At 65.3% G+C, this 24013-nt stretch carries 19 protein-coding genes; 4 read left to right on the top strand and 15 right to left on the bottom strand.

What is annotated here, in order from left to right:
• Positions 1–33: 33 nt before the first annotated feature.
• From AC5P66_RS08655 to AC5P66_RS08620, 8 genes are all read right to left on the bottom strand, one after another.
• Positions 34–306 carry a hypothetical protein gene (locus tag AC5P66_RS08655; RefSeq protein ID WP_005409616.1) on the bottom strand — a complete coding sequence of 91 codons (273 nt, stop codon included), beginning with the start codon at positions 304–306 and terminating at the stop codon, positions 34–36.
• Between the two features lie 203 nt (positions 307–509).
• The gene (gene fusA / locus AC5P66_RS08650) at positions 510–2546 is read right to left on the bottom strand and encodes an elongation factor G (RefSeq protein WP_495216195.1); all 2037 of its coding nucleotides are present in this window, start codon (positions 2544–2546) and stop codon (positions 510–512) included.
• A 416-nt stretch (positions 2547–2962) separates the two neighbouring features.
• Positions 2963–3712: a hypothetical protein gene (locus AC5P66_RS08645; protein ID WP_134709135.1), complete on the bottom strand. Its 750-nt coding sequence runs from the start codon at positions 3710–3712 to the stop codon at positions 2963–2965.
• 64 nt (positions 3713–3776) lie between these two features.
• The gene (locus AC5P66_RS08640; protein ID WP_495216194.1) at positions 3777–4538 is read right to left on the bottom strand and encodes a heme ABC transporter ATP-binding protein; all 762 of its coding nucleotides are present in this window, start codon (positions 4536–4538) and stop codon (positions 3777–3779) included.
• On the bottom strand, positions 4535–5578 hold the full coding sequence (locus AC5P66_RS08635; RefSeq protein ID WP_495216193.1) for a FecCD family ABC transporter permease: 1044 nt from the start codon (positions 5576–5578) through the stop codon (positions 4535–4537). The genes AC5P66_RS08640 and AC5P66_RS08635 overlap by 4 nt, the downstream gene beginning before the upstream one ends.
• Complete coding sequence (locus AC5P66_RS08630) at positions 5575–6621, bottom strand: heme/hemin ABC transporter substrate-binding protein (protein ID WP_495216192.1); 1047 nt, start codon at positions 6619–6621, stop codon at positions 5575–5577. Before AC5P66_RS08630 ends, AC5P66_RS08635 begins: the two co-directional genes overlap by 4 nt.
• A gap of 51 nt (positions 6622–6672) precedes the next feature.
• Positions 6673–8049, bottom strand: a complete 1377-nt coding sequence (locus AC5P66_RS08625; protein WP_099495651.1) for a YncE family protein — start codon at positions 8047–8049, stop codon at positions 6673–6675.
• A 122-nt stretch (positions 8050–8171) separates the two neighbouring features.
• Entirely contained in the window at positions 8172–9200 is a 1029-nt protein-coding gene (locus AC5P66_RS08620; RefSeq protein ID WP_099495652.1) for an alpha/beta hydrolase, read from the bottom strand.
• A gap of 321 nt (positions 9201–9521) precedes the next feature.
• On the opposite strand from AC5P66_RS08620, the gene AC5P66_RS08615 reads away from it, so the two are divergent.
• Positions 9522–9896 (top strand): hypothetical protein, encoded by a 375-nt coding sequence (locus AC5P66_RS08615; protein WP_099495673.1) that lies wholly within the window; start codon positions 9522–9524, stop codon positions 9894–9896.
• A 73-nt stretch (positions 9897–9969) separates the two neighbouring features.
• Here the strand turns inward: AC5P66_RS08615 and AC5P66_RS08610 are convergent, their stop codons facing one another.
• Together AC5P66_RS08610 and AC5P66_RS08605 are read right to left on the bottom strand one after the other, a co-directional pair.
• Positions 9970–10341, bottom strand: coding sequence for a DUF805 domain-containing protein (locus AC5P66_RS08610; protein ID WP_099495653.1), 372 nt, complete (start codon positions 10339–10341; stop codon positions 9970–9972).
• Positions 10342–10456: 115 nt separating this feature from the next.
• On the bottom strand, positions 10457–11734 hold the full coding sequence (locus AC5P66_RS08605; RefSeq protein WP_495216191.1) for a replication-associated recombination protein A: 1278 nt from the start codon (positions 11732–11734) through the stop codon (positions 10457–10459).
• Positions 11735–12052: 318 nt separating this feature from the next.
• Between AC5P66_RS08605 and AC5P66_RS08600 the strand changes: the two genes are divergently transcribed.
• Complete coding sequence (locus AC5P66_RS08600; RefSeq protein WP_099495654.1) at positions 12053–13222, top strand: hypothetical protein; 1170 nt, start codon at positions 12053–12055, stop codon at positions 13220–13222.
• 98 nt (positions 13223–13320) lie between these two features.
• Here AC5P66_RS08600 and lolA read toward each other — a convergent pair whose 3' ends face one another.
• The 3 genes from lolA to AC5P66_RS08585 all read right to left on the bottom strand — a co-directional run bounded on the left by lolA (position 13321) and on the right by AC5P66_RS08585 (position 18414).
• Positions 13321–13959 (bottom strand): outer membrane lipoprotein periplasmic chaperone LolA, encoded by a 639-nt coding sequence (gene lolA, locus AC5P66_RS08595; protein WP_099495655.1) that lies wholly within the window; start codon positions 13957–13959, stop codon positions 13321–13323.
• Positions 13960–14070: 111 nt separating this feature from the next.
• Positions 14071–16014 carry a DUF3857 domain-containing protein gene (locus AC5P66_RS08590; protein WP_099495656.1) on the bottom strand — a complete coding sequence of 648 codons (1944 nt, stop codon included), beginning with the start codon at positions 16012–16014 and terminating at the stop codon, positions 14071–14073.
• 39 nt (positions 16015–16053) lie between these two features.
• Complete coding sequence (locus tag AC5P66_RS08585) at positions 16054–18414, bottom strand: DNA translocase FtsK (RefSeq protein ID WP_049412804.1); 2361 nt, start codon at positions 18412–18414, stop codon at positions 16054–16056.
• A gap of 233 nt (positions 18415–18647) precedes the next feature.
• On the opposite strand from AC5P66_RS08585, the gene trxB reads away from it, so the two are divergent.
• The gene (gene trxB / locus AC5P66_RS08580; protein ID WP_005416486.1) at positions 18648–19619 is read left to right on the top strand and encodes a thioredoxin-disulfide reductase; all 972 of its coding nucleotides are present in this window, start codon (positions 18648–18650) and stop codon (positions 19617–19619) included.
• A gap of 78 nt (positions 19620–19697) precedes the next feature.
• On the opposite strand, the gene AC5P66_RS08575 is transcribed toward trxB, so the two are convergent.
• Entirely contained in the window at positions 19698–21230 is a 1533-nt protein-coding gene (locus AC5P66_RS08575) for an N-acetylmuramoyl-L-alanine amidase family protein (RefSeq protein ID WP_080354746.1), read from the bottom strand.
• 193 nt (positions 21231–21423) lie between these two features.
• On the opposite strand from AC5P66_RS08575, the gene AC5P66_RS08570 reads away from it, so the two are divergent.
• A complete protein-coding gene (locus AC5P66_RS08570) occupies positions 21424–22548 on the top strand; it encodes a GNAT family N-acetyltransferase (RefSeq protein WP_099495657.1) in 1125 nt (374 codons plus the stop codon).
• A 21-nt stretch (positions 22549–22569) separates the two neighbouring features.
• On the opposite strand, the gene AC5P66_RS08565 is transcribed toward AC5P66_RS08570, so the two are convergent.
• The gene (locus tag AC5P66_RS08565) at positions 22570–23847 is read right to left on the bottom strand and encodes a hypothetical protein (RefSeq protein ID WP_241896242.1); all 1278 of its coding nucleotides are present in this window, start codon (positions 23845–23847) and stop codon (positions 22570–22572) included.
• Positions 23848–24013 lie beyond the last annotated feature (166 nt).

Below are 24013 nucleotides of genomic sequence, written 5' to 3'. Positions count from 1 at the left end.
AAGCTCGATGACAACGGCCACCCCACCGGCGAACTATTTCAGCTGCAGGGGGTAGCGCTGCCAGAGTACGTGGACCAGGAAACCGGCCAGCTCGGTATCGCGGGCACTGACCGCCGCACGGATCTTGTCCAGCAGCACCATGTCGCTGCAGGAACGCACGTCGGCATGGTTGGCCTGCCCCGCCCTGCGCGCACGATAGCGCGCCGCCCGCTGCGCATCGCTCATCGCGTACCCGAACTTGGGCGGACGACCGCGCTTGCGCGGCAGGGTCAGCTCCAGGGTTCCGGGGTCTTTGTCATCACGCATGAGAGGGGTGCGGGCGGCGGCGAGCAACGGGGGGTGCGCAATTTATCGTGAGGCATCACTTTAATCCAGCTTTTTCTACAGATTTGTTGCGGCGCAATGCAAACGTTCGCGCACGAACGCGGTGTCATCCACGCATGGCGTGGATACGGGACCCACGGCAATGCGAAAAAAGGGAGCCCGCGAACGGGCTCCCCTCACATTGCCTATGCCGCGCGTACTGGCTCATAGCCGTGCAGGTGCGCCTCACTGCTGGCCCGCCCTTGGCTGAGCGAACGCAGCGAGGTGGTGTAACCCACCAACTGCGCCAGTGGCGCGAAGCCACTGACCTCGGCACGACCGTCCTGGTCCTCGATGCGGGCGATGCGGCCATGGCGCCGGTTGAGATCGCCGACCACATCACCCACCGACGCCGAAGGCGAATGCACCGTCACCGCCATCACCGGCTCCAGCAGCTGCGTGCCACCCTCGGCCAGCGCCGCCTTGATCGCCTCGGCGCCTGCGCGATGGAACGCCATCTCCGAAGAGTCCTTGGCATGAGTCTGGCCATCGACAAGACTGACCTCGATGCCGACCACCGGATGACCCTGCGGACCTTCCGACAGTGCAGCACGCACACCCTTTTCCACCGCCGCGATGAAGCTGCGCGGCACCACGCCACCGACGATGCGGTCGTTGAACACGACAAGGTCGTCGTCGCGCGGCGCCACATCCAGCACCACGTGCGCGAACTGGCCCTGGCCTCCGGTTTGCTTGACCAGCCGCCCGACGACGCCCGTCATCGCACGCATCGGCGTCTCCTGGTAGGCCACGCGCGGCGCACCTACGGCCACGTCGACCTTCCATTCGCTGCGCAGGCGCTCCACCATCACCTCCAGGTGCAGCTCGCCCATGCCCCAAATCAGGGTCTCCGCCGTGTCGCGATCGGTCTCGACGCGGAACGACGGATCCTCCTGGGCCAGGCTGGCCAAACCCTGTGCCATCCGGATCAGGTCGGCCGCACGCGCCGGTTCCAACCGCCACGCCAGCACTGGTGCCTGTGCCTGGATGTTCTCCAGGCGCAGCGGCTGCTCACGACCGCTCAGCGTTTCACCACTGACCGCATCCTTCCAGCCCAGTACCGCGACGATGTCACCGGCCACGGCCTGCTCGATGTCATGGGTCTGGTCGGCCTGCACCCGCACCAGCCGACTGACACGCCGACCCTGCGGATGCTGCGAACTGGCCACCGCGTCGCCCACTTTCAAGGTGCCCGAGTACAGCCGCACGAAGCTCAGCGCGCCGTGCTGCTGGTGGGTGATCTTGAACAGCAGGCCGGCCAGCGGACCGTCCGGATCCGGCGGCAGCACCACCTCGCCCTCATCGCTTTCGGCGCTGACAGCCGGGCGATCCAGCGGCGACGGCAGGTAATCGACCACGGCGTCCAGCAGCGTCTCGATGCCCTTGTCCTTGAACGCCGCACCGGCCAGCACGGGCACGCCCGCCCCCGCCAGCGTCGCCCGGCGGATCGCCGCGCGCAGCATTTCGGCACCAATCACGCGACCTTCCAGCCAGGCATCGGCCAGTTGCTCATCGTGATCGGCCACGGCCTCGACCAGCGCATCGCGCTGGGCTTGCCACTGGGCCCGCGCCGCTTGGTCCCACGGGATCACCGTGGTTGCGGCGCCCTCGTGCCACTGCAGCACGCGCTCATCGACCAGATCGACCCAGCCATTGAAGCCACTTTCGCTGCCCAACGGCACGCCCAGCGCCCACGGCCGCGCGCGCAGCTTGTCCTGCAGCTGCTCCAGCACGCGCTCGAATGAAGCGCCGACGCGGTCCATCTTGTTGACGAAAGCGATCAACGGCACGCGGTGGCGACGCGCCTGGCGCCACACGGTTTCGGACTGCGGCTGCACGCCATCCACGGCCGAGAACACGGCCACAGCACCGTCAAGCACGCGCAGTGAACGCTCGACTTCGATCGCGAAGTCGATGTGGCCGGGGGTGTCGATCAGGGTCAGCCGATGCGGCGGCAGGTCGCGCGGCGCCCACTGCGCCTGCACGGCAGCCGCGCCAATGGTGATGCCACGTTCGCGCTCGATCGCCGAGAAGTCGGTCGTCGCATTGCCATCGTGCACTTCGCCGACGCGATGGATTTCGCCGCTTTTCCACAGCAGTCGTTCGGTCAGCGTGGTCTTGCCGGCGTCGATGTGGGCAATGATGCCAAGGTTGCGACGGCGGGAAAGGACTTGGGTGTTCATGAGAAAGGTTCCTGCAAAGCCAACTTCGGGGGCCGCGCACCCCGGTTGGCGACAGGGTGCGCGGCTAGCGTTCGGTCTCGGCGATCTGGTGCATGGCACGTTCTCCTTGCGGTACGTCGGGTCAGGGGAATGGAACTGCAGAAACGAAAAGAGCGCCCCGAAGGGCGCTCTGTGGATCATCCAGCGATAGCCGCTTCAGCGGCCTCGTGGGGCTCCAGGCAGACACGCCCGTTCCGCGCTTGCGCGGGTCAGGGTGAAAAACTTCAGGAGCGGCATCCGGTTCATGGGGCGCATTCTAGACCTGCCAATCTGGCGCGCAAGTGAATATTGCAAACATAAATGGAACGATGAAGCCGACAATGATCGGGGTCAGATCCCTTTGCCCCTGGGCAAAGGGATCTGACCCCTCTCAGCCTCTACTTGCAGCCGTGCAGCCTGCGCGCCTCGGCCACCGTTGCGGCCTGGTCATCCCCCATCGACATCCACCCCTGCAACGACATCGCCGGATCCACCTGTGCCTGTCGGGGGCCGCCATGGATCACAACCTCGATCCAGCTCCCCACCGGCGCCAACTCAGACAGGCGCGCCGCCTGATCATCCTCGGTACTGAATGTGTCGTCCGGACCCGCCGGCGGCGTGGTGTTCACGGTTTCCGTCTTGCGGGTCCGGACCCGAAGTGCACCATCCGGCAGCCGCTGACTGATCACGTCGTAGCGCTCGATACCGTATGCCCAGCTGTTCTCGCCAACCCTGCGGGTCTCGCTGCCGTCATCCGCCACGGTCACCACCTCGCCTGCCGGCCCGACAACACCCGCGACAGCCCCCAAGCCGGACATCAGTGCCTGATAGACGATCATCTGCCGCTGCTCGGTGGCCAGCGCTCCGGCCTTGAGCTTGGCGGCAGGAATCTGCAGGTATGCGGCCTCCTTGCAAAGCACCAGCACCTGCTGGTCATCCCAACTCACCGACATTTCCTCGTTGGCGAAGTACTGCGTTTTCATCGAGGCCACAGCGGCCCCCTCGCCACTGGAATGCCGGGTTTCGATCAGCGAGGCATTCTCGGCCGCGTTGGTCAGCGAAACCTGGGAGGTCGAGGCTGCATTGGCAGCGCACACCGAAGCAATCATCGCGGCAAGCAGCACGCTGCGGGTAACGGTGCGGAACATGGCATCAGTCCATTGAAGAAAACGAAGCCGCCATGATACCCGGAGCAACCTGGCGGACCTTCGCTCAGGTCACCACCACCAGCGGAACCCCGCGCCGCGGATGCTCCAGCACCACCACATCCTGCTGGTAGACCCGCCGCAGGTTGTCTTCGGTCAGCACCTGCAGCGGCGTGCCATCGGCCGCCACCCTGCCCTGCTCCAGCAGCACGATGCGGTCGGCATAGCCGGCGGCCAGATTGAGGTCGTGCAGGACCACGATCACGCACGCACCGGCTTCGGCACAGGCACGCACACTGCGCAACGTACGCTCCTGGTGGCGCAGATCCAGCGCCGCGGTCGGTTCATCAAGCAACAGAAGCGGCGTGTCCTGCGCCAGCACGCGCGCGAACGTGGTCCGGGCGGACTCACCACCGGACAGCTGCTGCACCTCGCGCAGGCGCAACGCCTGCAGTTCAGCGCCATCGATGGCCGCCTCCACCCGGGCATCGTCCGTGACCGGGTCCGGCGGATGCGGCAATCGCCCCATCGCCACCACCTCTTCGACGCTGAAGGCAAAACGCACGCCGTGCTCCTGCGGCATCACCGCGCGCTCGCGCGCCAGCGGCCCCGCCTTGTAGCTGGCCAGCGGCCTGCCCAACAGGCTCACCTCGCCCGCATCGGCGCGCAGGTCGCCGGCCGCGACCGCCAACAGCGTGGACTTGCCCGCACCGTTCGGGCCCACCAGTGCGGTCACCGTACCCGGTTCGAACGCCAGCGAAATGCCGTGCAGGATCTCGCGTTGCTGGCGGCGCACCACCACATCGTGCAGCTTCAACAGCACACTCATGGCACCGCCTTGCGGCGCTGCTGCAGCACCAGCCAGAGGAAGAACGGCGCACCCAGCGCGGCCGAGAACAGGCCCAGCGGAATCTCCGCGGGCGGATCCAGCGTGCGTGCGGCGGTATCCGCCACCACGATCAGCAGTGCACCCAGCAGGCCGGACAACGGCAGCAACCAGCGATGGCCGGGGCCCACCAGCAGGCGCGCCACGTGCGGCACCACCAGGCCGACGAAGCTGATCGAGCCCGCAAACGCCACCGCCGCCCCGACCAGCAGCGCGCTGAACGCCACCAGTCGACGGCGCGTGCGGGTCACATCCAGTCCCAGATGCTGGGCCTGGCGCTCGCCCAGCGCCAGCATGTCCAGCGGCGTTGCCAACCGTTGCAGCGCCAGCACACCGATGGCAAACAGCGGTACCACGGCGGCCACGTCGGCCCAGTTGGCACGGGCCAGCGAGCCCATCTGCCAGAACACCAGCGACTGCAGCTCGCTTTCGCTGGCAATGTAAGTGAGGAAACCAATCAGCGCCGAGCAGAACGCGGCCATCGCGATGCCGACCAGCAGCAGCGTCGCATTGCCACTGCCCTTGCCCGGCCGCGCCAGCGCATAGGTCAGGCCGATGGCCAGGGCGCCACCGACGAAGGCGGCAACCGGCACCAGCCAACCGGCGGCACGTGCAGCGCCGAGAACAATGGCAGCCACTGCACCCAGCGCAGCACCCTGGCTCACACCGACGATGCCGGGGTCGGCCAGCGGATTGCCGAACAGGCCCTGCAGACTGGCACCGGCCATCGCCAGCGACGCACCGACCATCGCACCCAACAGGGCGCGCGGAATGCGCAGCTGCCAGACCACCGCCAGATCGCGGTTGCTGACCGCCTGCGGATCAAGCAGGCCCAGCTTCACCGCCAGCGCCTGCATCACCTCCAGCGGCGGCAACCGCAACGGACCTACGGCGAACGACGCCAGCACGGCCCCCAGCAGGGCCAGCAACGCCACCATCAACATCGTCCGCCCACGACGGCGGCGCCGATCCGCTGGACTCATGCCTTCGGCATCGCGGCGAAAGCCTCGGCAAGGGCCAGTGCACCCGCACCGGAGCCCACGCTGGTGTACTTCAGCTGCACATCCTGCATCACCCAGACCCGATTGGCCTGCCCGGCCGGGGTCTGCTTCAGCGTCGGGTACGCCTTCCACAGGCCTTCGGCACCGCCGAACAGCTGCAGGTCGTGCTCGGTCACCAAGATCACTTCCGGTGCCGCGGCGACCACGCCTTCATTGCTCAGCTGCGAGTAGTTCTTCACCCCCGCCTCGGTGCCGATGTTGATGCCGCCCGCCAGTGCGATCAGCTGCGCCGACGCACTGTCGGCACCGGCGACGGTCGGAGAGCCACCGGCACCGGTGGCCGAGACGTGGATCACTCGTGGTGCATGGCCCAGGCCCTTGCCAATCGCTGCAGCCTCGTCGAGCTGGCGCTGCACCTGCGTGGCCAGTGTTTGCCCCGCTTCGGCCAGCCCTAGTGCGGCGGCGACCTTGCGCACCTTGTCCGGCGCCGGCTGCAGGTCATCGATGACCACCGCCGGCTCACCGACTTCGCGCAGCTTCTTTGCCAGCTCGGTGTGGCGACGCAGGCTGTTGCCGAGGAACAGCGAGCCCTGCAGGCTCAGTACGCCCTCCACGCCGGTGGTGCGGTTGAACAGGAACTGGTGCGGCGCGGCCCGGCCGGCCTGGGTGGTGGTGTTGGTCGGCGCGGCAAAGACCTGCTTGCCCATGCCCAGCGCCTCGATCACCGCGATCACATCGTCACCACCGGCAATGATCCGGCTGGTGTCGGCCACTTCAATGTCAGCGCCATCGTCGGAATGCACCTTGGCCGGCAGCACCGCCTTCTGGCCGTGCACGGCTGGCATCTCGGCACCGGCCACGCGCTGCCAGCCTGCCGGCAACGCGGTTTCGGCAGCGGCTGTTGCGGCGGGCGGCTCGGTAGTCTTGCCGGCATCAGGCGGCGTTGACGAGCCACTGCAGGCAGACAGCGCCAGCAAAACAGCCAACGGAAGCGCACACAGGCGCAGACGGGACGCGATGTTCATGCTCGTTCTCCTTGCTGGCAGGGCGACGCGCACGCCGCCCCACCGTGTGACTTACTGCTTCGGGGTGATGCGGGTGATGCGGTCACCCTTCGGATCCTCGGCGCCGCGCGACTTGTTCACCGCGAACACGTTGCCCTTGCCATCGGCGCGGACGTGGTTCGGCAGCGTGCCGCCATCAAGATTGGCGACCACCTTGCCGTCACCATTCACCACGGTGACCGTGCCAGCGCCACGGTTGCTGACGTAGGCCAGGCCGGAGGCATCATCGAAGGCGACGTTCAGCGCACCGGCGCCGACCGGCACGTCGTGCAGCACCTTGCCGGCGGCCACATCGACGATCAGCAGGTTGTCGGTGCCCTGCGAGGCCACGTACAGGCGGTTGCGCGCCGCGTCGAAGGCCACGCCCGAGGCACTGATCGCGTTGCCCAGGTCGATGACCTTCTCGACCTTGCCGCTGGCCACATCGATCACCGCCGCTTCCGGCGTGCCGATGCTGACGGTGAACAGCTTGCCGCCCTTCTCGTCCAGCACCAGGCTCATCGGCGTGAATTTGCCGTCATCCACGCCGGACTCCAGCGTCACCGGCGGCAGTTCCTTGAAGGTCCGGGCGTCAAACACCGACAGGTGGTCCTCGCCAGTGGCCGACGCGAACACCTTGCCGCGGGCGCCGTCGACCACCACGTCGCGCGCATGTGGCACGGTGTCGACGGGGAACTGGTGGACCAGCGAGAGGTCCTTCTGGCGGTAGACCGCGATCGAGTTCTGCCGGGTATTGGTGACCCAGACATTACCGTTGGTGTCATCCACGCCGACGCCGTAGACCGCGTACACCGCGCCGTTGGTGCTGCCCGGCACCTGCGCTGGGGTGATCGCCCTGGTCACCTTCAGCGACGTCGGGTCCAGCTTCAGCAGCTGCGACTGGGTCACCGGCGGGCGACCCACCGCCGAGGTCACGAATACTGCATTGCTGGCGGCACTGTAGGCGGACTGGTACAGGCCCGGCACGAGCTTGTTGGACTGGGTGGCGAACTGCGCCTGGCCGGACAGCGGCAGCTGCGGCGACACGCGCAGCTTCAGCACCGTGGCTGCAGCCGGCTGGCTGGCGCGCACCACCACCGGGTGGGTGCCCGGCACCGCATCGGCCGGAATGCTCAGCTGGGTCTTGAAGTTGCCGTCGGCATCGACCACCAGCGGCTGCGTGTTGAGCACGCTGTCGCCACGCAGCAGGCTGACCTTCTGCCCCGGCACGAAGCCACGACCAACCACGTCGGCAGTGCTGCCGGGAACCACGTTCTCACCGCGCGAGACAACCTCACCCTTGAAGGTGGCGTTGGCCGGCTGATCGAACACCGGCTGGGCGGTGGCGGTCACCGCCAGCAGCAGGCCGGCGGCGAGAGAGGTAAGGCGGAAAGACGGACGGAACGACATGGCAGGCTCCTTGCACACGTAGGCCGCGCCACGTGGCGCGGGAGTCATCGGTTGCCTGGGCCGCTGCACGCCGGCAGCCTCGCCTGGGTAGTGGGGTCGCACGGCATCGCGTGCGAAGGCATTCATTCGCCGGCGTTGTCCCCGCCACTGGGCGCACCATCGCCGGCGCTGCGGTCGGACACGCCATACAGTTCATGCAGCGCAGCGTGGAACGATGCCGGCAGCATCGGGCCGTGGCCGAGGCCATCGAACTCGCGGTACTGCACGCTCAGGCCCGGCACCTTGCCCAGCCGCTCGGACAACTGCATCGCCGCATCCGGGGTGGCGCCACTGATCCGGCGCAGATGCGCAACCACGCGCGGGTTGCTCATATCGCGCTTGCCGCGATCACCGACGCGCTCGGCGCCGCCCAGCATCAGCCAGAGCTTTGCCGGCTGGCCGTGCACGTTCTGCACGAACTGCTGCTCCGGATCACCCAGCGCCGCGCCCTGGCTCCACCACAGCGACGGGCTGGCGGCCAGATAGGACTGGAACGCGGCAGGTCGCGTGTACAGCGCATTGAGCACGAACAACCCGCCCAGCGAATGGCCCCACAGCGCCTGCTGCCGCGTATCGATGCGTGCGCGACGCTCGACTTCCGGCTTGATGCGGCGCTCGATCACGTCAAGGAAAGCCGCAGCGCCGCCGCCGACTGCCTGGGTCGTGCCGCTCTCGTCGTCGGCACGGTCGATCCACGCGGTGTAGTCGCGGGTACGCGCCTTGGAATCGATGCGCAGGTCGTTGTCATAGCCGATCAGCACCAGTACCGGCGGCGCCTTGCGCGCGGCCAGCTCGGCCAGCAGCGGCTGGTCCAGCACCATGGCCACGGCGTTGCCATCCAGCGCGTACAGCACCGGGGATGGGGTCTTGCCGGCCCTGGCTGGAATCGCCAGGTTCACCCGCCAACGGCGCTGCTGGTCCGGGCTGTCCACCACGAAACGTTCAAAGCGATAGCTGGCCGCCGGCTCGTCCAGCACGGTGTGGCCGATCTTCTGCAGCGGATTGCGCTGCTGCGCATTGGCGTACGGAGTGGCCAGGAGCAGACCCATCATCAAGGCAGCCAGGCCGCGGGCCAATGGACCACGGCGCGAAGGCAGGACGAAATGCTTCATCAGTGGCGGCAGGAGCGGCCGATGGCCGCCGGTTCTCAGGGGACCGCAGTCTACCTTAAACGCGAATGATTATCACATCGATCAAACGTCACGCTGTGTATCACGCGCGCGATGCGTTCATTTTCCCGGTTGCGCCGGAAACACCGAATCCACTATTTTGCCGGTCAGCGGGGCGCAGGAGCGCCCTTCCCTCGCAGGGCTGCGGATGGATGGGCAATCGAGCCGCCGGCCGCGCCCTGTCCTTTACCAAACCCATCCATGCATGGCATGGATCTACTGACCACCATCCACGGGAATGAATCCCGTGACTGCGAGAACACCTTGAAGCGCACCGCCCTGATCGCCCTTTCCCTCGGCCTGATTGCACCCCTGGCCGCCCATGCCGCACAGGACCTGCCAACGCTCTACCAGGCCTTTGAAGAGGCCGGCAATTCGTCACTGGGCATGGAAGAACTCAACCAGACGGTGACATTCACCGCCGTGGCCCTGGGCGTCTCCAGCAACCTGGCGGGCGAGCCGCTGATCGAGGCAGGCGACGATCAGGGTAATGTCCTGGCCCGGCTGACCAGCGGCGACGAACAGCAGGCGGCCAAGCTGGGCGCACTAGAAGAAGGCGCAACCTTCACCGCCAGCTGCACGCTGCAGTTCAGCTCGGGAACGGATTACCTGTCCTTCGGCGATTGCACCATCAAGTAAAGATGAAGCCGGCAAGATGCCGGCTTCTTTTCTTTGCCTCTGTAGCGTCGAGCCATGCTCGACTCACGCAACGTCACGGCCCCGAAGGCACCGGACCGTACGCGTTCTCCTGCGGCGTACCCGGCAGCAGCGCAAAGACTAGGATCACGATTCCACCGCCCGGCACCAGCGCCAGCAGGTAGAACCACCCTGACTGGTTGCAGTCATGCAGGCGGCGCACGGTGACGGCCATGACCGGCAGCAGCGTGGCCAGCCAGAACACGACGAACAGGACGATCGAGGCCATACCCAGAGCGTCGGACTGCATCGCCAACCCGGCGATGAGCGGCACCATCAGGACGGCCGAGACGATCAACAGCAACAGCTGGAACATCCAGTACTCGCGACGGTTGGCACGACCCTCGAACGGGGCATAACGCCTCAACCCCAGAATCATTTCCTGCACGGCATCAATCCATTACCCCTGTAAAGCCGAGCCATGCTCGGCTGCTGTTCCAGGAGGTACCTGCAAGCCCGTGCAAGAGCGGAATCGAGTATCGCTCGACGCTACATAAGCCGGCTCAGCGACCCTTAGCGGCCCTTGCCGCCTCACGCTCGGCGCGCAGCCGATCCAGCTTTTCCTTCAACTTGATTTCCAGCCCGCGCGGCACCGGGTTGTAGTACACCCGCTCGCCCATCGCATCGGGGAAACCCGTCTGGTCCAGCGCGATGCCACCCTCGGCGTCGTGGTCGTACTGGTACTCGGCGCCGTAGCCCAGCCCCTTCATCAGCTTGGTCGGCGCGTTGCGCAGGTGCAGCGGCACTTCTTCGGTACCGCTCTGGCGCACGTCGGCCTTGGCCTGGTTGAACGCGGCATAGCCGGCGTTCGACTTGGCGGTGCTGGCCAGGTAAAGCACCAGCTGGGCGAACGCCAGCTCGCCTTCCGGGCTGCCCAGCCGCTCGTAGATGTCCCAGGCTTCCAGAGCCATGCTTTGTGCGCGCGGATCGGCCAGGCCGATGTCCTCGATGGCCATGCGGGTCAGCCGGCGCGCGAGATAGGACGGATCGCAACCGCCGTCCAGCATGCGGGTCAGCCAATACAGCGCAGCATCGGGGTTGGAGCTGCGTACCGACTTGTGCAGCGCCGAGATCTGGTCGTAGAACTGCTCGCCGCCCTTGTCGAAGCGACGGGTACGGTCGGCCAGCACCTGGGTCAGGGTCTGCGGGGTGATGCGACCACCCTCCCCGCCCGCCAGTTCTGCGGCGATTTCCAACAGGGTCAGCGCACGGCGCACGTCACCATCGGCAGCGGTGGCGATTTCCAGCAGCAGCTCGGGAGCGACCTCGATACCCTCCTCGCCCAGGCCGCGCTCGCGATCCCCCAGCGCACGTTCCAGCGCTTCGACGATATCGGTTGGTGATACCGCTTCCAGCACATGCACGCGGCAACGCGACAGCAGCGCCGAGTTCAGCTCGAACGACGGATTCTCGGTGGTGGCACCGACGAACAGGATCGTGCCGCGCTCGATGTGCGGCAGGAACGCATCCTGCTGCGCCTTGTTGAAACGATGCACTTCGTCCACGAACAGCACGGTGCGCCGGCCCTCCGCGAAGCGTTGCGCGGCTTCGGCCAGCACCTGGCGCACCTCCGGCAGCCCGGACAGCACGGCAGAGATGGCACGGAACTCGGCATCGGAGTACTCGGCCAGCAGCAGCGCCAGCGTAGTCTTGCCGCAGCCTGGCGGCCCCCACAGGATCATCGAATGCACGCGACCGGATTCGACCGCGCGGCGCAGCGCGCTGTCCGGCGCCAGCAGGCGCTTCTGCCCGACCATTTCGTCGAGGGTGCGCGGGCGCATGCGCTCGGCCAGCGGGCGCAGATGTTCCCGATCAACACTCAGCAGATCGGGGCCGGGGAAGGAAGTTGAACGATGTCTTGCCACCCGCTCATTGTACCGCGAGCGCGTGCCAACCAAGGTTGGCACCCACCAGCGCCAGGCCATGATCGGGTAGTGCCGGCCGCTGGCCGGCAGCCCCGCAATGTGTCGGAAATGAGCCGAAGCCGCCGCAGCCAATCCACCGGTAAGCCACTGATTCACATGGAACGGCCTTTCCCGGGGGCCATGCATCCTCATCAGTAGCCGAGAATTTGCAGCTCAACCATCCAGGCCCCACTCGTGCGCGATCCCGAATCCAATGTCCTTGAGTTCGTTGCCGGCTGCGCTGTCGATGCGAACATTTACTACTTGGCTGCAAGGATCGGTCCGGGGCACAAATGCTACGACCCGGATCCGGGCCCGCCCTCCCGGATGTTCTTTTATCAACATCAAACGGATGAGAAATGGTTCTATCACGACCTGTCCGACTGGCAGGTCGAGTCCACCATCTTCGTCCCTGAACAACAGAACGGACGCGCTCGTCGAGTATTGGCTCTTGACTACTACGGCCAGCTTGAGGATCTCGCTCGAGCAGGCACAACATGCGAGTACATTTCACATGAAGGTGAAGACTTTTCCGGTGGGCTGACCCGGATCCGGCAGCTGGGTGAGGATCTTTTCTGCTGCGGAGTGCATGGCATGATCTACCACCGCAGCGAAGCGGGTTGGGAGCAGCTTCCTACTCACTTCCCTGCTGCCGAACATCAGATCTGCGAAGACGATCCTAATCTGGATGATTTCGACAACTGGCTTGACTGCGTTGGCCACCTGTTCGAACTGGACGGCGTGCCACCGCTACCAGCTGACCCGGCGGAGCGCGACGCAGAGCTTCGGCGAAGATTCGAAGAATCACGCGCTGATCTGGCTCGAATCGGGAAGGATCATGCGCTCGACCAACTGCTGGCTGACTTTGACTTGGCCAGTGTGAATGACCTCTGCGGAACCGGCTTTACCGATCTCTATGCGATCGGTTCTGACGGCCTGATTGCGCACTGGGATGGCGCAACCTGGACCATTCCAGAGCAGATCACGTTCGCTGAACTGCTGCATGCATCCAAAACGGATTGGGGCGAACTGTTCCTGGTCGGTACAGAGGCAACAATCGTAACGGGTCAGATCAATACGGGATTCACGCCCATCCCGCATCAGATCAGCCCTGACGTACCGTTCTACTGCTCCTGCCAGTACGGGCAGTCCATCTACATCGGCTCGGAGAATGGACTCTATCTCTACAGCCCCACCTCTGGAGTGGTTGAACGCTTGGATGCGGGCATTCCTGAAGAACTGGTGGACGCCGCCATTAACGACATCAGTTGCGCCGATGGGGTGCTGTGGGTGTTGACGCAGTGGGATCTGGTGCGATTTGATGGCCTCAACTGGCAGGTCATCGTTCACCCGGACAACGGATGAGCTGGCCGAGCGCGTGCCAACCAAGGTTGGCACCCACCAAGGCGGTACCGGTTGACACCCACCAGAGCAGGTAGCCGGGCCATGCCCGCCATCCCCGATCAATTACCGATGACGTCGGTGCCCTTCGGCGGGTTGAAGCTGAAGGTGCCGGCGGCGAAGCCCGGGTTGCGCTTCCAGCCGCTGAAGCTGATCACGGTCCGCTGGCCGACAGCGTCGGTGATTTCCATCTTGGCCAGGCCCTGGGCATTGAAGCCCAGCGCGGCGTACTGGAAGCTGGCTTCGGTCTCGCGCTTCGGCGACAGCGACAGCCACTGCAGGCCGTCGCGCTGCGCGGCCTCTTCGCTGACGTCGTACTGCTGTTCCAGCAGCGCCGGGTTGATCAGCGCGGTCAGCGGGCTGTTCTGTTCTTCCTTGCCCTGCTCGCGCACGGTGGCCTGCTCCAGGTCCGGCTCGTACATCCAGACCTTCTTGCCGTCGGCCACGATCAGCTGTTCGTGCGGGCGCACGTACTCCCAGCGGAACAGGCGCGGCGCCGACAGGGCCACGCGGCCGCTGGTCGATTCCTTCACCTTGCCACGGCTGTCAAACACCTGCTGGCTGAACTGGCCATCCAAGCCCTTCAGGCCGCTGGTGAAGGTCTTCAGGTCGTCGCGGGCACCGGCCCAGGCGCTGCCGGCGGCGGCGCAGGCTACGGCCAGGGTGGTGGTGGCAAGAAAACGGCGGAAGCGGAAGTTCATGCGGAAATCCTGTGGGCGCGGGCGCCAGGAAAGGTGGTTGCCAGTGTGCCCGGGGAAAGATGAATGGGCGATCAGGGCGACATTATGCCGCCCTGAACGTCCATCGGCGATTCAGCCGCCGGATGCCGGCAGCTTGCCGTACAGCACCTGGCCACGGAAGCCGCGCCGCACTTCGCGATACAGCGCGCGGAACGCCGGATAATCCCGCGGCTGGCACAATGCCTCCGGGCCGCGCACCGCATTCTGCTGCAACCGGTGGTGCACGATCACCTCCTGCCCTTCGCGGCTCCAGTCCACGCGGTACTCGCCGGCGGCGTTGGCGAATCGCTGGCTGGCCGGGATGGCGATGATCGGCGCGTTGGCCGGGAACTGCAGGCGGTAGGTCTCCTCGCGCAGGCTGGCATTGCAGTAGAACGGCGTCTCGTTGGCCGGCGCCGAGGCGGTGGCGTACAAGCCACGCACCGACTCGCCACCCGGCGGGTCCGGCACGGCCATGCCGCCGGCCACGCTGAAGTCGGCGTAATCCTCGGCCTGGAACGCCATGCGGTAGCCGAACGGCCGGGTCAGGTCGACCGGCACACCCTGGATCTGCAGCTGCCCTCGCCCGTCGAAACCGGAGGCGGCCATGATCTGCTCTTCAGCGCGCGCACGGTTCTGCGCATTGAGCTGGGAGAACTGGGCGCGCATGCCGATCTCGGCGTTCTCGCCCAGCTTCGGGATCGTCTCGCCGCGCAGGTTGCCGTTGGCGTCGAAGGTGAAGCGCACTTCCATCGAGGTGGCGTTGCGCTCCGGCGTGTTGGCCGGGGTGCGTGCCAGCGTGGCGTCGCGGGTGCGCATCACCGGCGCGCCCAGGTCACCCTCCGGCAGCTGGCCGAAGCGCGCCCACGCGGTGGTCGAATCGAGGTACAGATCGAATTCGGGGATGTAGGTGATGGCGTGGTTGAAGCGGCCCAGCACCGGAATCTTCGGCAGCGTCGGGCCGCCGCCCGCACCGATCAGCACCGGCGAACTGGCGATGCCCTTGGCCGCCAGCAGCGCCTCGAGGATCGTCACGTGATCTTTGCAGTCGCCGTAGTGGTTGTCGAGGATGCTCTGCGCGCTGTTCGGTTCCAGGCCACCATTGCCCAGGTACACCGCCACATAGCGGATGTTCTGCGCCACCCAGCGGTACAGCGCATCAGCCTGCTCGCGACGGTCGCTGATGCCCGTCGTGATTTCGTCTGCCAGCGCCTGCAGTTCCGGCGTGACCTGCGCCGCCGGGCCCGCCTTGAGCTGGTAGGCGCGCCCCATCTGCGACCAGTCACGATACGTGCTGGCCATGATATTCGGGCCGAACTCCCAGCCCGCCGCCGACCAGTTCTGCGCCGGCATCGCCTCGCGGCGCTGGTAGCGCCAGCGCCATTGCGCCTGGCCATTCTTCACTGTCGGCCGGTCACTGCCCTGCACGCCGCGGCTGTCGACGAACATCGGCAGGTTGGCCGGCGCACTCAGGGTGACCTCGGCGTCCTCGTACTCGGTGAAGACGTTGAAGGTCTCCCACAGGCCGAAATAGCCCGGGAAGTACGGCGTAGCCTGGGTGCGGCGCACCTGGTAGTACAGGCGCGTGCCCGGGGCCAGGTTCGGGAACACGATCACCCGCACCTTGCGGTCGGCATACATCGCCGCCGAAGCACTGGAGTAGCTCTCTTGCGTGTAGATACGGTCGGCCGGCACGTCGCGGCGCTGGCCGTCGGCAGTGATGGTGTAGGCACCGAGCACTTCCAGCGTTTCCATCTTCTCGCTGTAGCTCAGCCGCACCTGGCTGAACTGCTCGACGGAGGCCTTGGTCTTGAGCAGGACTTCATAGGTTTCGGTCTGCACATTGCCCGCATCGGGCCGCACCTGGTAGTCGGCGCGGTAACGGACAATGCTGAAATTATTGCTGGCTTCGGTATCGCCGCTGGTGGATGGCGGCGCCGTGGCGGGCGCGGAGGTGGCGGTTTCTGCCAGTGCCGGGCCGGCAGCCATCAGGGCTGCCAGCGCCAGCGCCAGCGCGCTTGGTACGGGGTGAAGCATGCGTCGGTTCCTTGGACGTCGTGGGGGATACGTCGGGTCTTACTTCGGCGGTGGCGGTGCGAGCACCGTGCGGTCGCCGTTGTGCTCGGGCGGACTGACCACGCCGGCCGCTTCCATGGCCTCGATCAGTCGCGCTGCACGGTTGTAGCCGATCTTCAGCCGGCGCTGCACGCCGGAAATCGATGCACGACGGGTCTCGGTGACCACCCGCAGCGCTTCGTCATACAACGGGTCGGACTCGTCGCCAGCAGCGCTGTTCTCGGGCAGGCCGGTGGCGCCGACGACCACGCCGTCGCCCATCGTCTGCACTTCGTCCAGCACGCCGTCGACATAGTCGGCCGGGCCCATCGCCTTGAGGTGCTCGACCACGCGATGCACTTCATCGTCGGACACGAACGCACCGTGCACACGCTCGGGCAGCGCGGTGCCCGGCGGCAGGTACAGCATGTCGCCGTGGCCGAGAAGGGTTTCCGCGCCGGACTGGTCGAGGATGGTGCGCGAGTCGATCTTGGAGCTGACCTGGAAGGCGATACGGGTCGGGATGTTGGCCTTGATCAGGCCGGTGATCACGTCCACCGACGGGCGCTGCGTGGCCAGGATCAGGTGGATGCCGGCCGCACGCGCCTTCTGCGCCAGGCGCGCGATCAGCTCTTCCACCTTCTTGCCGACGATCATCATCATGTCGGCGAATTCGTCGATGAAGATGACGATGAACGGCAGCGTTTCCAGCGGACGCGGCGCCTCGCCCAGCTCGGGGTTCGGCTTGAACAGCGGGTCCATCAGCGGCTGGCCGGCGTCCTGGGCTTCCTTCACCTTCTTGTTGAAGCCAGCCAGGTTGCGCACGCCCACCGCGCTCATCAGCTTGTAGCGGCGCTCCATCTCGGCCACGCACCAGCGCAGGCCGTTGGCCGCCTCCTTCATGTCGGTGACCACCGGCGCCAGCAGGTGCGGAATGCCCTGATAGACGCTCAGCTCGAGCATCTTCGGGTCGATCATCAGCATCCGCAGGTCTTTCGGCGAGGCCTTGAACAGCAGGCTCAGCACCATCGCGTTGACCGCCACCGACTTGCCCGAACCGGTCGTACCGGCCACCAGCAGGTGCGGCATGCGCGCCAGATCGGCCACGGTCGGGCGGCCGGCGATGTCCTTGCCCAGCGCCAGGGTCAGCACGCTGGCCGACTTGTCATATTCCTTCGAGCGCAGCAGCTCGGACAGGAAGATCATCTCGCGGGTGACGTTGGGAATTTCCAGGCCGATCACCGACTTGCCCGGAATGACGTCGACCACGCGCACCGACTTCACCGACAGGCCACGCGCGATGTCCTTGTCCAGCGAACTGATCTGGCTGACCTTGATGCCCGGTGCCGGCTCGATCTCGAAGCGGGTGATGACCGGGCCAGGGTTGGCGCCGACCACCTGCGCATCGATGCGGAAGTCCTTCAGCTTGAACTCGATCTGCCGCGACAGGGTCTCCAGCGTCTCTTCGTCGTAGCCCTTCGGCTGCGGCTTGGGATCATCCAGCAGCGCCAGCGGCGGCAGGTCGGAACCATCGCCATTGACGCCACGGAACATCGGAATCTGGGTATCGCGCTTGGCCCGATCACTCTTCTCGATCACCGGCTCCGGGCGCGGCTCGATCTTCACCGGCTCGCGCTTGGCGCGCACCTCGGCGTCGGCCTTGCGCACTTCCTGGCGTTCCTCGCGCATCACCCGGGTCTGCTTCCACTCGGTGACTTCTTCCTTCTTGCGTTCCAGCAACGGCGCCAGCGACATCACGCCGCGACCGATCTTCTCCATCACCGTGAACCAGGACAGCCCGGTGGCCAGGGTGATCGATGCAAGCAGCAGCACCAGCACGAACAGGTTCGCCCCCAGCGCGCCGAAGCCCACCGTGAGCGAGTTGCCGACCAGCTTGCCGAGGATGCCGCCGGCACTGGCGACGTCGCCACTGAACAGGCGCACGTGCAGGAAGCCGGTGCCGGCGATCAGGAAACCGACCAGACCGACCAGGCGCAGTGCCGGATCCAGGTCGTTCTCGCCCTTGCTCTCGCGCTTGAGGCCGAACATGGCGATCCAGGCCAGCGCGCCGAGCACCACCGGCAGCAGGAAGGCGATGTAGCCAAACAGCTGCAGCAGCACGTCGGCGATCCAGGCGCCGGCGCGGCCGCCCAGGTTGTGCACCGGCGCGACCACGCTGCCGGTGTGCGACCAGCCCGGATCGGTTGCCGAATAGGTGAACAGACTGGCCGCCAGATAGAGCAGGGCCGGCGCGATGGCGATCAGGCCCAGATCGCGCCAGAGGCGCTGGCGGCGTGGATTGTCGGTCGTCGCCGCCGCGGCCGTGCGACGTGACGCCTTGCTGTCGTCGGACTTGGAGCGTTCGGGGACCTGCTTCGCCACCTTAGACCATACCTTTGGAATGCGCTGTTAGTGATTGATAATAAATGAGACGGCGTCAGTTTTCAGTTATGCGACTTCTGACCGGGCCCGGACAGGGCCGGAACCACCGCTGGATGACGGCGTTCTGTTCATCGGCTTGAATCGCCCTGCCCCAGCCGCCACTCTATGACCTGCCGAGGATGCTGCGCAAACATCGCCAGCGCCTTGTCCCATCTACCTTTTCGCGAGTCTACATGAGCACCAGCCTGCCCTCCCGCCACCAGCGCCTCGTCATCCTCGGTTCCGGACCGGCCGGCTGGACCGCCGCCGTCTACGCCGCCCGTGCCAACCTGAAGCCGGTCGTCATCACCGGCCTGCAGCAGGGTGGCCAGCTGATGACCACCACCGAGGTGGACAACTGGCCGGGTGACGCCCACGGCCTGATGGGCCCGGACCTGATGGCGCGCATGCAGGCCCACGCCGAGCGCTTCGAGACCGAGGTCATCTTCGACCATATCCACACCGCCGACCTGTCGCAGCGCCCGTTCAAGCTGATCGGCGACAGTCACGAGTACACCTGCGACGCGCTGATCATCGCCACTGGCGCCACCGCCAAATACCTGGGCATCCCGACCGAAGAGACCTTCAAGGGCCGCGGCGTCTCCGCCTGCGCCACCTGTGACGGCTTCTTCTACCGCGACCAGGACGTGGTCGTGGTCGGTGGCGGCAACACCGCCGTGGAAGAGGCGCTGTACCTGTCCAACATCGCCCGCAAGGTCTACCTGGTCCACCGCCGCGACACCCTGAAGGCGGAGAAGATCATGCAGGACAAGCTGTTCAGGAAGGTCGCCGAAGGCAAGATCGAGACCGTCTGGCACCACCAGGTGGAGGAAGTGCTGGGCAACGATGCCGGCGTGACCGGCGTGCGCGTGAAGTCCACCCTGGACGGCAGCACCCGCGACATCGACGCCCACGGCTTCTTCGTGGCCATCGGCCATCATCCGAACACCACCCTGTTCGACGGCCAGCTGGCGATGAACAACGGCTATCTGGAAATCCGTTCGGGCCTGGGCGGCAACGCTACCCAGACCTCGGTGGAAGGCGTGTTCGCCGCCGGCGACGTGGCCGACCAGCACTACCGCCAAGCGATCACCTCGGCCGGCTTCGGCTGCATGGCTGCCTTGGACGCCGAGCGCTACCTGGACGCGCAGGGCAAGGCGAGCTGAGAAGCGAACCTGCTTCTGTAGAATCGAGCGATGCTCGACTCAGGCAAAAGGCCGACGCGAAAGCGTCGGCCTTTCTCGTTACATCCCTGCGGCAGCCGTATTCTCAGGCAAGCCATTTCGATCAGGGCCGCCCGCATCGGCAACACAACGAACGGTGTGAGGCACGGGCTGCGACTTGACCCCGTCCGCATCCAACACGTGCGTCTCCCAGCCGAGCGTCCCCACGCTGTCGCGACCGCAGCTGAGTTGCATCCTGCTGGGCTGGTCAGGCGAATCGATGACCACCGTCCGTCCGCTGCAGCTCCACCCTGATGGGCACAGCGTATTGCGGGTGATCAGGCTGATCGGGAATTGCGGATGGCCCGCAAACGCCACGTCCACCTCGCGCGAGTCGCCGGATGGAACGTCGACATCTGCGATCGGCTGCCCGGACAGCGGCTCACACGACTTTCCCGTTGCCCACAGGCGATAGCCCTTCTCCACCCCTTTCATCGACGCCGAGCGGAAGACGGGGTCCTGCAAGGCGGCCACATCGTCAGGATTGGAGTGGTAGGCGGTTTCGATGATCACCGAGGGCATCTTCCCGATGCGGTTCTCGCCGTGCCTGGCCGAGGTCGAACTCTCGCGAATCGGGAAATCCCGATAGCCCGGTTGCGCTCGGATGATTTCACGCATCCCACAGAGAATGCTATCCGCCAGCGCCTTGTCCTGCGGTTTGTCCTGATGATAGTAGACCTCGGTTCCACGCAGACTGGCTGAATCGCTGCCATTGGTGTGCAGGCTCAGCATCACATCCACACCCAGATGGTTTGCGTAGTTGGGGCGAGCCCGTATGTCCTCTTCCTTTTCGCGAGCAGACTCTGGGCTGTTCGGAAACTCATTCCACATGTCGGTGCGTTCGGGGAAAAGCGCCTTGAGGTGGTAGCGGGATGACATGTGCTCCCATGGCTTCCCGGACTCCGGATGGAGTTCCGTGGAGCGGCTGCGTGCCCGGTGCACAGTCAAACCGCTACGTTGTTCGATCAATCCTTGCAGTTCGTCACCAAACAGTGGACTCAGCGTGTCTTCCTGAATGCCGAGAGGCGCTGGGCGCTGAAACTTCCATTCTCTGCTGGGATGCAAGCTGATGTAGCCATGGCTTGCTGACACCAAAGCTGATGTATGCGTCGACTTCTCGTTCGTCTTCGGCGGAACGGCCAGATCCTCGGGGTAGTATTCCTCAAGGGTTTTTCCGTCAAACAGGAAGTCAATATCATTCACATCCAGTCCCGACTTCTCGGCGTAGTACCTCAACGTAGACGCCATCGGAATCAGGAAGAGCTCGTCATAACCGCGATCCGGGCCGGGAAGGTATCCAGGCCCAAAGCTGATCACCATCGATCTTGCCTTCACATCCAGACGGATGCTGACGCTGATTTGTCGCAGTTCACCCCTCTCCTGCAAATGACGCGTCAGCTGGTTCGAAGCTTCACGCTCCAACAGCGCAACCGCCTCCGCGTAAGCACCTGCATCCTCAAGCACTTTCGCCGGCTGATCTCCAGAAGCCAACACGGGCGGCACAAAGATCAGGCCGCACGCGACCGCGGCAGTTGCAAGCTTCAATCCCTTCATTGTTGATTCCTCCATGTGGTGGGACACACGCCGCTCATGCGGCGTCCCGCCACCCTGCCCAGCCGCGCGACGGCGATTCCGCAACACAGCGCACACGGATGGAGAATTCAGATTTTCCTCACCTCCAACCGAAACAAACCAACCCAGCCCCGCCAGCACCGTTCGCGATCCACCTGTCCTATCCTTGCCAACCATGCCCTCCACCCGCTTCCTCCACTCCCTTCAGTCCATTCCCGCCACCGACTGGGATGCCCTGCACGACGGCCAGAATCCGTTTATCAGCCACGCCTTCCTTTCAGGCCTGGAACAGCACGGCTGCCTGCGCGAGGACTGGGGCTGGCAACCCCGGCACTTCACGCTGTGGGAGGGCGAGCGCCTGATCGGCGCAATTCCGGGCTACCTGAAGACCAACTCCCACGGCGAATTCGTGTTCGATCACGCCTGGGCCAATGCCTATGCCCGCCATGGCCGCGACTACTACCCGAAGTGGCTGGGCGCGGTGCCGTACTCGCCGGTCACCGGGCCGCGCCTGCTGGCCCGTCACGATTCAGAGCGCACTACGCTGCTGTCGGCGTTGCGCGATGCACTGCCGGCACTGGAGGTGTCATCGGCCCATATCAACTTCCACACCGCAGCGGACGAAGCGCTGTTCGGCGATGACTGGCTGCTGCGCGAGGACGTGCAGTTCCAGTGGCAGAACCCGGGTGACTGGGCGACATTCGACCAGTTCCTCGGCGCGATGAACCACAAGCACCGCAAGAACATCCGCCAGGAACGGGCCAAGGTCGCCCGCCAGAGCATCAGCTTCCGCGTGGTGCACGGCGACGACGCCAGCCGCGCCGACCTGCAGGCGATGTACCGCTTCTACCTACAGACCTTCCTCGAATACGGCAATGCCCCGGCGCTGACCGAGGCCTTCCTGCGCCATCTGGCCATTTCATTGGGGCGCGGACTGGTGCTGTTCCTGGCCGAACAGGACGGCGAGCCGATTGCCGGCGCGCTGTGCCTGCGCGGTGGCGACACGCTGTACGGCCGCTACTGGGGTGGCGCTACCCTGCCCGGCCTGCATTTCGAGGCCTGTTACTACCAAGGCATCGAGTACTGCCTGCGCGAAGGCCTGAGCCGTTTCGAGCCCGGCGCTCAGGGCGAGCACAAGCTGGCGCGTGGCTTCCTGCCGACGCTGGTACGCAGCCGGCACTGGGTGGCGGACGCGGACTTCGCCGAAGCGCTGCAGGACTGGTGCCGGCAGGAGCGACGGGATGTGCGGCGCTACCAGCAGGCGCTGCAGGAGCATGGGCCGTTCCGCGCAGGGCCGTAGTGCCGAGTTGGCTCGACTGGTTCAGCTGTACTGGCTGTAGTGCCCGCTGATCCTGCACTGGTCGCACCAGAACGTGTAGAGCATGCCTCCATTCATCCACTGCATTAGGGAGCCATCGTCCAATGGAATGTGGGAATCAAGCTGCATGACAAAGAACATCGTGCGGCAACAATCGGGACAGGACAGATAAAATCCGCTCTGGATCCAGGATGGCAATCCGCCCACTCGGCTGTAATTCTGCAAGCCACCCACATAACTCGGCGGTTGCCAGAACCGCCCCGGAAGCTCGACCAGATCGACCTCCGCCTCAATCAGGTTGGTTGACGTTTCAGGACATGCCCGCGGATCGAATACCTGCGATTCATGGGCGCTGGGAAGGCCCTGTGTATCGTGGCGGAAATACACGGGATCTCCGTGGCACCAGCCAGACTCTCCATTGTCAGGGCAGTCCAGACATATGCCGAGCGTCACCTTCGAGAGGGTGCACGGACCGATCAACGCCAGCTCCAGTTCCAGCAAGCGCTGCAACGGGGAGTTGCATATTCCACATCGCCCCCCCAGGCGACCGCCCATATGCCCAGTTGCCTGCGCATTCCCATCCTTCCAGGTGGGATGTAGACGCTGGAGGCGGCGCTCGACCCTTGTGGATTCTGCCAGCTGCAAGCGCTGATGCTTCGCACTGAAACGCAGGTGGAGACCACGTCCTCCATGCAGCGCGCGTCCCGTGCCCAGCTCGAGACCAGACAACCCCTCCCTTTCATTTGCCGCCCACGGCTCATCCCGTGAACCGGATAGGTCACGCGCGGCGTCCTGGAACTCCACGACCCCACTCATCTCCAGCGGTAATCCTGGCAAACCAGCAGCAGACGTCGACGCCCCTCTTGCCTCCTGAATCCATCTCCGGCCGACCTCAATCGGCAGTTCCCACCAGAATGGACCTTCTATTGGCTCATGGGCCGACAGGCAAAGGACGGCATCCCAGTCATCATGAAGCAATCCGGGGACACGATAGGCCGCCTCCACCGCAATCCCGGCCACCAGCCAGTGGCGGCTACCGTTCTTGAACTCAGTCCAGGCAAACCGGCAAACCTCTGCGGCACTGTCATCCGGCAGCAGCTCAGCCGCAGCCCTAAGCATCCCGTTCCTCTCCACAGGAGCCTTCATCGCCAAGATGAGCAGTGTCGAGACGGCGGCAGGATCACGCTCATAGAGATCCAGCATCGCAACCATGGCTTTATCTGAGCCAGTCGACATTCCGGCCATCTCAAGCAGTTCTTGCACGGTGTCAGTAGTTCTCACGGTAGTCCGCACTTGAAAGATGAGCCCACAGGGTGACTGGCACTACCGTTCAGGGGAATGCAACAAATCCCAAAAAGAAGCGAAGCCGACAGGCGAGCCACGCGCTCATGCGGGGCCGGTCGTCAGTGGATAGTCATGGCGGCAGACATCAGCCGTCACCACGGCG

Source organism: Stenotrophomonas sp. YJH_SMC_122, from assembly GCF_059369535.1.
Note: the sequence above shows the minus strand (reverse complement) of the source record. Positions and strands in the feature narration are given on the sequence as shown.